Source organism: Phenylobacterium sp., assembly GCF_030697925.1.
GTDB lineage: Bacteria > Pseudomonadota > Alphaproteobacteria > Caulobacterales > Caulobacteraceae > Phenylobacterium.
In genome coordinates, this window is record NZ_JAUYOJ010000233.1 from 45,947 (window position 1) to 53,018 (window position 7,072).

General features: G+C 68.1%; 7 protein-coding genes. 2 read left to right on the forward strand and 5 right to left on the reverse strand.

Going from position 1 to position 7,072, the window contains the following annotated elements:
• Window positions 1-12 precede the first annotated feature (12 nt).
• Entirely contained in the window at window positions 13-1,233 is a 1,221-nt protein-coding gene (locus Q8Q88_RS22950) for a dicarboxylate/amino acid:cation symporter (RefSeq protein WP_305677503.1), read from the reverse strand.
• Between the two features lie 101 nt (window positions 1,234-1,334).
• Window positions 1,335-2,618, reverse strand: coding sequence for a phosphopyruvate hydratase (gene eno / locus Q8Q88_RS22955; protein ID WP_305677504.1), 1,284 nt, complete (start codon window positions 2,616-2,618; stop codon window positions 1,335-1,337).
• A 102-nt stretch (window positions 2,619-2,720) separates the two neighbouring features.
• On the opposite strand from eno, the gene Q8Q88_RS22960 reads away from it, so the two are divergent.
• Entirely contained in the window at window positions 2,721-3,596 is an 876-nt protein-coding gene (locus tag Q8Q88_RS22960; RefSeq protein WP_305677505.1) for a serine hydrolase, read from the forward strand.
• A gap of 31 nt (window positions 3,597-3,627) precedes the next feature.
• Entirely contained in the window at window positions 3,628-4,404 is a 777-nt protein-coding gene (locus Q8Q88_RS22965; protein ID WP_305677506.1) for an enoyl-CoA hydratase, read from the forward strand.
• Between the two features lie 85 nt (window positions 4,405-4,489).
• Here Q8Q88_RS22965 and rpmF read toward each other — a convergent pair whose 3' ends face one another.
• The 3 genes from rpmF to secG form a co-directional block, all read right to left on the reverse strand.
• Entirely contained in the window at window positions 4,490-4,672 is a 183-nt protein-coding gene (gene rpmF, locus Q8Q88_RS22970) for a 50S ribosomal protein L32 (RefSeq protein ID WP_305677507.1), read from the reverse strand.
• Between the two features lie 130 nt (window positions 4,673-4,802).
• Complete coding sequence (locus tag Q8Q88_RS22975) at window positions 4,803-6,443, reverse strand: CTP synthase (RefSeq protein WP_305677508.1); 1,641 nt, start codon at window positions 6,441-6,443, stop codon at window positions 4,803-4,805.
• Window positions 6,444-6,597: 154 nt separating this feature from the next.
• Window positions 6,598-7,072, reverse strand: a 475-nt coding sequence (gene secG, locus Q8Q88_RS22980; protein ID WP_371129898.1) for a preprotein translocase subunit SecG, incomplete at its 5' end; no start/stop codon positions are given.

Here is a 7,072-nt window from a genome sequence, read left to right on the forward strand (position 1 = left end):
ACGCATTCGTGCTTAATTTCCGGTTACGTCGCCTGGATTCACCACCTCCTGCGGCGACAGGAGCACGGCCACGACCATGTCCGCCGTGACGTTGAACAACGTCTTGAACATGTCTGGAATGGAATCGATGGCGATCAGCAGGGCCAGACCCTCCAGCGGCAGGCCGAGCGCCGAATAGAGCGGCGCCTGCAGCATCAGGCCGGCGGAAGGCACGCCAGGCGTAGTCGCGCCGATCAGGATGCCCGCCCCGGCGCTGGCGAGGATGGCGAAAGGGGTGAGCTCCAGGCCGTAGAGTCGGCTCACGAACGCGACGCCCAGGATGGTGGCGATGGCGTGCTGCAGCTTGAAGGTCGAGACCGCTACTGGCAGCACCAGGTCGGCGACCTCGGGCCGTAGGCGCAGGTCGTCATGTCCGGCCTTGATCAGGGCCGGCAGGCTGGCGAGCGAGGATCGGGAGCTCAAGCCCACAGCCTGGACCGGCAGCATGGCCATGGCGAACCTGCGCCAGCCGACCCGTCCGCCGAAGACGGCCAACGGATAGAGAAACAGGGTCCCCAATAGGTAGAGCCCGATGGAGACGGCCAGAAAATAGCCCACCGCCCCTGCCCCGGCCGCGCCGAGGTTAACGCCGAGGGCGAAGCTCAGGGCCAGCACCCCGATCGGCGCCAGGGCGACCACCCAGCGGACCAGGATGATCATCACCTCGGCCACGGCGCGGAAAGCCTCGACGATCTTAGTGCGGGTCGCGTGCGCGGCGTTGGCGGCGGCGAGCGCGAAGGCCACCGTGAACACCAGCAGCGGCAGCAAGGCGCCGTCGGCCGCGGCCTTGAACGCGTTGGCCGGCACCAGCGAGACCAGCCACTCTGACGCGGTGACGGGCGCGGCCGGCGGAGGCTGGGCGGCTTGAGCCATCAGGGCGCTCGTGGCGGCCGGATCCAGGCGCACGGCGCTCATCAGGGCCGGGCTGACCGCGAAACTGGCCAGGGTGAAGGCTGCGAGCAACCCCAGGAACAGCAGGACCATCCGCAGGCTGAGCGCGCCCGTCTGCTTCAGGTCGCCCGCTCCGGCAATGGCGACCACCAGCAGGGGGACGATCAGGGGAATGACCGTCATGCGCAGGGCGTTGACCCAGAGCTGGCCGATCGGCGCCGCGATCTCCTGCGCGCGCTCGCCCCAGGACGCGCCGTGACCCAGGATGCCCAGGGTCAGGCCGAGCGCCAGAGCGGCGATCACCCACGCCGCCGATGATGTCGCAGGCCGCTTCATCGCCCCCCCAGGATCCCAGTTGCGGGAGCCTACAGGCGCTCGGCGCAGATTCGAAACCCGGCGTCTGCCTAGAGGTGCTTGATCGCCTTGGCGCCCAGATAGATGGCCTGGTCGCCCAGCTCTTCCTCGATGCGCAGCAGCTGGTTGTACTTGGCGGTGCGGTCCGAGCGCGACAGCGAGCCGGTCTTGATCTGACCGCAGTTGGTGGCCACGGCCAGGTCGGCGATGGTGGCGTCCTCGGTCTCGCCCGAGCGGTGGCTCATCACCGCCGTGTAGGCGGCGCGGTGGGCCATGTCGACCGCGTCCAGGGTCTCCGACAGGGTGCCGATCTGGTTGACCTTGACCAGGATCGAGTTCGCCAGGCCCTGCTGCACGCCCAGCGTCGAGAGCCGCGCCGGATTGGTCACGAATAGGTCGTCACCCACGAGCTGAATCTTGCCGCCCAGCCGCTCGGTGAGCAGCTTCCAGCCTTCGAGGTCGTCCTCGGCCATGCCGTCCTCGATGGTGACGATGGGGAACTTGGCGACCAGGCCGGCCAGGTAGTCGACCATGCCGGCCGGATCGAGGCTCTTGCCCTCCCCGTCCATGACGTACTTGCCGCCCTTGAAGAACTCGGTGGAGGCGGCGTCGAGGCCCAGGTGGAAATGATCGCCGGCCTTGTAGCCCGCCGCCGCCCCCGCCTTGACGATGAAGGCCAGCGCCTCTTCGGCCGACCCGATATTGGGGGCGAAGCCGCCCTCATCGCCGACATTGGTGTTGTGGCCGGCGTCGTGCAGCGCCTTCTTCAGGGCGTGGAAGATCTCCGCGCCCATGCGCAGCCCCTCGGCGAAGGTGTCGGCGCCGGTGGGCAGGATCATGAATTCCTGGATGTCGATCGGATTGTCGGCGTGGGCGCCGCCGTTGATGATGTTCATCATCGGCACCGGCAGGACGCGGGCCGAGACCCCGCCCACATACTTGTAGAGCGGCAGGCCGGCGCTGATCGCCGCGGCCTTGGCGGCGGCCAGGCTGACGCCCAGGATGGCGTTGGCGCCCAGGCGCGACTTGTTGGGCGTGCCATCCAGTTCGATCAGCAGCTTGTCGAGCCGCCGCTGGTCCTCGGCGTCGACGCCGGAGAGCGCGTCATAGACCTCGCCATTGACCGCATCCACCGCCTGCCGGACGCCCTTGCCCAGATAGCGCGTCTTGTCGCCGTCGCGCTTCTCGACCGCCTCATGGGCGCCGGTGGAGGCGCCCGAGGGCACCGCGGCGCGGCCCAGGGCGCCATCTTCCAGAATCACGTCCACCTCGACCGTCGGATTGCCGCGGCTGTCCAGGATCTCCCGGGCGGTGATGTCGACGATCTCGGTCATGGAAGCTCCTTGGCGTTTCGCCGGGACCCTTAGCCAGCTTCGACCATCGGGGCAATCTTGAGCGGCCTTGAGCTTAGCGTCGGTTCGTGACGTCCTGACGCCGTGAGCGACGCCTTCGTCCTGCTGGAAGACGGAAAGCCGACAGCCCAGGCGCGCGGCGACCTGCTGGTGCCTTGGTGGAGTTTTGGCAAGACAGTGATCGCCGCCACGGCGCTTCGGCTGGTCGAACAGGGTCGGTTGTCGCTGGACCAGGGTCGCGACGGCGTCACCCTGCGCCGCCTGCTGACGCACGAGGCGGGGCTGAGGGACTATGGCGGCCTGCCGGACTATCACCGGGCCGTGGCGGCTGGAGCCACGCCCTGGAGCCGCACCGAGATGCGGGGCCGAGCCAAGGCCGAGCGGTCGATCTTCGCGCCAGGCGAGGCATGGGCCTATTCGAACATCGGCTATCTGACGGCGCGCGAGCGGATCGAGCAGGCCTTTGGGGCCGGCCTCGGCGAGGCCGCGCGAGACCTGGTGTTCGCGCCGCTGGACGTCGAAGGCGTGGAGCTCGCCCTCACGACCGACGACCTGGACGGTGTCCGCGTGGGCACCGCGCAAGGTTATCATCCCGCCTGGGTCTATCACGGTCTGTTCGTCGGTCCCTTGACGGCCGCGGCCGAGGTTCTCGACGGGCTCCTCGGCCCAAGCTCACCCCTGTCGCAGGCCTCCCAAGACCTGATGACGCGGCGGCGTGAGCTGCCGGAACACAACCGACCGCCCTGGGCGCTCGCCGCCTACGGGCTCGGCTTCATGTGCCCCACGACGGCGCAGGGTTGGGTGGCCGTGGGGCATACCGGCGGCGGACCAGGCAGCGTTGTGGCCGTCTATAGCCGGCCCGAAGGGGGCCGCCGCACCGCCGCCGCCTTTTCGCTGGGCGAGGATCAGTCGCCGACCGAGCATCGGGTCGTCGAGCTTCTGGCCGTCGGCGCGTCTTGACTTGAACCGGCCCGCTCCGACTGATGCGCCTATGCTGCTCATCGAAAAGACCGCCGACGGCGTCGCCGTCGTGACCCTGAACCGGCCCGAGGCCATGAACGCGCTGTCCAAGGCGCTGCGCGCGGAACTGCACAAGGCGCTGCAGGCCCTGGAGGCCGATCCCGAGGTGCGGGTCATCGTCCTGACCGGCGCCGGCGAGCGGGCCTTCACCGCGGGCCTGGATCTCAAGGAGCTGGGCGGCGATCCGGACGGCCTGCGGGCCGCAAACGCGGTCGAGCCCTCAGAGAACCCAGCCTGGGCGGTGATCGCCTGCAAGAAGCCGGTGATCGGGGCGATCAACGGCGTGGCGATCACCGGCGGGTTCGAACTGGCCCTGGCTTGCGACGTGCTGATCTGTTCGACCAACGCCCGGTTCGCCGACACCCACGCGCGGGTGGGCATCACACCGGGCTGGGGCCTTTCGCAGAAGCTCTCGCGCACGATCGGGCCCTATCGCGCCAAGGAGCTGTCGCTCAGCGGCAACTTCCTCGACGCCAAGACGGCCTATGAGTGGGGCCTGGCGAACCGCGTTGTGGAGCCCGCCGAGTTGATGCCCGCGGCGCTGAAGCTGGCGGCCGAGATGGCCACCATCGAGGCCGACATGCTGGTCACCTACAAGGCGATGATCGACGACGGGTACGAGCTGTCCCTGCGCCGCGGCCTGGAGCTGGAGCACGCCCGCTCCACGGTCCACAACCGGCACGTGACCCCCGAGATGGTCGAGGCTCGGCGCGCCGGAATCCAGGCCCGCGGTCGCGGCCAGGGCTGAGCCCAAAGCAAAACCGCCCCGCAGGCCAAGCCTGGGGGCGGTTGGATTGCCTGGCGCGGCCGAAGCGGCGCGCCAGTCGGGAAGACTAGTCTTCCCTCGGCGTGATGACCTGACGGCCCTTGTACATGCCGGTCTTCAGATCGATGTGGTGCGGACGCTTCAGTTCGCCGGTTTCCTTGTCTTCGACGAAGGAGTTGGCGCCCAGGGCGTGGTGCGAGCGCCGCATGTTGCGCCGCGACGGGGATACTTTGCGTTTCGGAACGGCCATGGGAGGATCTCGCAGGCGTGGAAAATAGAGACGGCGGCCGAACGACCGGCCGCCGACGTGAGCGCGGGTGTATGCCCCAAACCCTGACTCGTTTCAAGCGTCTCGCGACACCGTTCGAAATCGGGGCCGCCTAGACCAGCCGGCTTCGTTCCTTGGCCGCGCCGATGAAGCTGGCGAACAGCGGATGCGGGTCGAAGGGCCGGCTCTTCAGCTCCGGATGGAACTGGACGCCGACGAACCAGGGATGGTCGGCCCGCTCGCAGATCTCCGGCAGGACCCCGTCCGGCGACAGGCCAGAGAAGGCCAGCCCCGTCCCTTCGATGGCGTCGCGGTATTCGATATTGACCTCGTAGCGGTGCCTGTGGCGCTCGCTGATGGAGAGGCCGCCATAGATCTCGGCGACCTTGGAGCCGGGCGCCAGGACCGCTTCATAGGCCCCCAGGCGCATGGTGCCGCCCAGGGCGTCGCCCTCCTTGCGGACTTCGCGCTCGTTGCCCCGGGTCCATTCGGTCATCAGGCCGACAATGGGCTCCGATGTCGGGCCGAACTCGGTGGACGAGGCGTGCTTGATGCCGGCCAGGTTCCGGGCGGCCTCGATCATCGCCATCTGCATGCCGAAGCAGACGCCGAAATAGGGCACCTCATGCTCGCGGGCGAACTGGACGGCGCGGATCATGCCTTCCGAGCCGCGCTCGCCGAACGCGCCTGGCACCAGTACGGCGTGCACTCCGGTCAGGCGCTCGGAGATGAGGCCTTCCTCCCGTTCGAAGGCCTCGCCCTCGATCCAATCGAATTTCACCCGGACATTGTTGGCCACGCCGCCGTGGATCAAGGCCTCGACCAGGGACTTATAGGCGTCGGTCAGGCCGGTATATTTGCCGACGATGGCGACGTTCACCTCACCGTCGGGATTGGTGAGCGTGTCGGAAATCGCCTGCCAGCTGGTGAGGTCCGGGGCCGGCGCGGTCTCGCTCATGCCGAACACGTCCAGCACTTCGCGGTCCAGGCCCTGGGCGTGGTAGTCCAGCGGCACGTGATAGATGTTGGTGCTGTCCATCGCCTGGATCACGGCGCTCTCGCGGACATTGCAGAACAGGCCGATCTTGCGCCGTTCGCTGGCCGGGATCGGCTGCTCGCAACGGCACAGCAGGATGTCGGGCTGGATGCCGATGGACCGCAGCTCCTTCACCGAGTGCTGGGTCGGCTTGGTCTTCATCTCCCCGGCCGTCTTGATGTAGGGCAGCAGGGTCAGGTGGATGTAGCAGGCGTGGCCGCGCGGCAGCTCCTGGCCGAGCTGGCGGATGGCCTCGAAGAACGGCAGGCCCTCGATGTCGCCGACCGTGCCGCCGATCTCGACAAGCACGAAATCGACGCCCTCCCCCGGATCGCTCAGCACGAAGTTGCGGATCTCGTCCGTGACATGGGGGATCACCTGGACGGTGGCGCCCAGATAGTCGCCGCGCCGCTCCTTCTCGATGATGGTCTTGTAGATCTGGCCGGTGGTGATGTTGTCGGCCTTGGTGGCGTTCACCCCGGTGAAGCGCTCGTAGTGACCCAGGTCCAGGTCGGTTTCCGCGCCGTCGTCGGTCACGAAGACCTCGCCGTGCTGATAGGGGCTCATCGTCCCCGGATCGACGTTCAGATAGGGGTCGAGCTTACGCAGGCGCACGCCGTAGCCGCGCGCTTGCAGCAAGGCTCCGAGGGCGGCGGACGCGAGACCTTTTCCCAAGGAGGAGACCACGCCGCCGGTGATGAAAATGTACCGGGTCATGGGCGTTCAGGTTAGCTCTGATTCGGAGACGGCGCCCCGTGGTGATTCGCATTGAGCTGTGGATCGCACCGCTCGGGCCTGCGGCATGTTAGCCAATACATGGCTCGAGGGCCGCTTTCGCGGCCCTTGGGATGGTTTCACGATCACGCTGAACTCAGGGGTTGGACGGCGGGGGCGCAGCCGGCTGCGACTCTTCGCCGGCGAAGGGATTGCGGACCGTCGGCGTCGGCGCGGTCAGCGGCGCAGGCGCGTCGCTGGATTGGGTCGGCGCGGACGGGGCCGGGGCGGCCGCCGGCGGCTGGTTGAGGCTGTTGGGGTTGATGGCGTCGATCTTCAGGCGGTCGACCACCGAGGAGGCGCCGCGTTCGCGGCCCGCCATCAGGGTCAGGACCAGGCTGAGCACGAAGAAGATGCTGCCCAGAATCCAGGTGATGCGGGTGAGCAGGTCGCCGGCGCCGCGCGCGCTCATGAACCCGGTGGGTCCGCCCCCCATGCCGAGCGCGCCGCCTTCGGAGCGCTGCAGCAGCACCACGCCGATGAGCGAGATGCAGACGATGATGTGGATGGTGAGCAGAATGCCGAGCAGCATGACGTGGTCCGATGCGTTCGGGCGGTCGCCCGCGCCGAAA

Bases quoted from the DNA above. Each gene is read 5' to 3' on its own strand.
- Q8Q88_RS22965 (WP_305677506.1), top strand. From the start codon at position 3,628: ATGCTGCTCATCGAAAAGACCGCCGACGGCGTCGCCGTCGTGACCCTG.
- rpmF (WP_305677507.1), bottom strand. From the start codon at position 4,672: ATGGCCGTTCCGAAACGCAAAGTATCCCCGTCGCGGCGCAACATGCGG.
- eno (WP_305677504.1), bottom strand. From the start codon at position 2,618: ATGACCGAGATCGTCGACATCACCGCCCGGGAGATCCTGGACAGCCGC.
- Q8Q88_RS22975 (WP_305677508.1), bottom strand. From the start codon at position 6,443: ATGACCCGGTACATTTTCATCACCGGCGGCGTGGTCTCCTCCTTGGGA.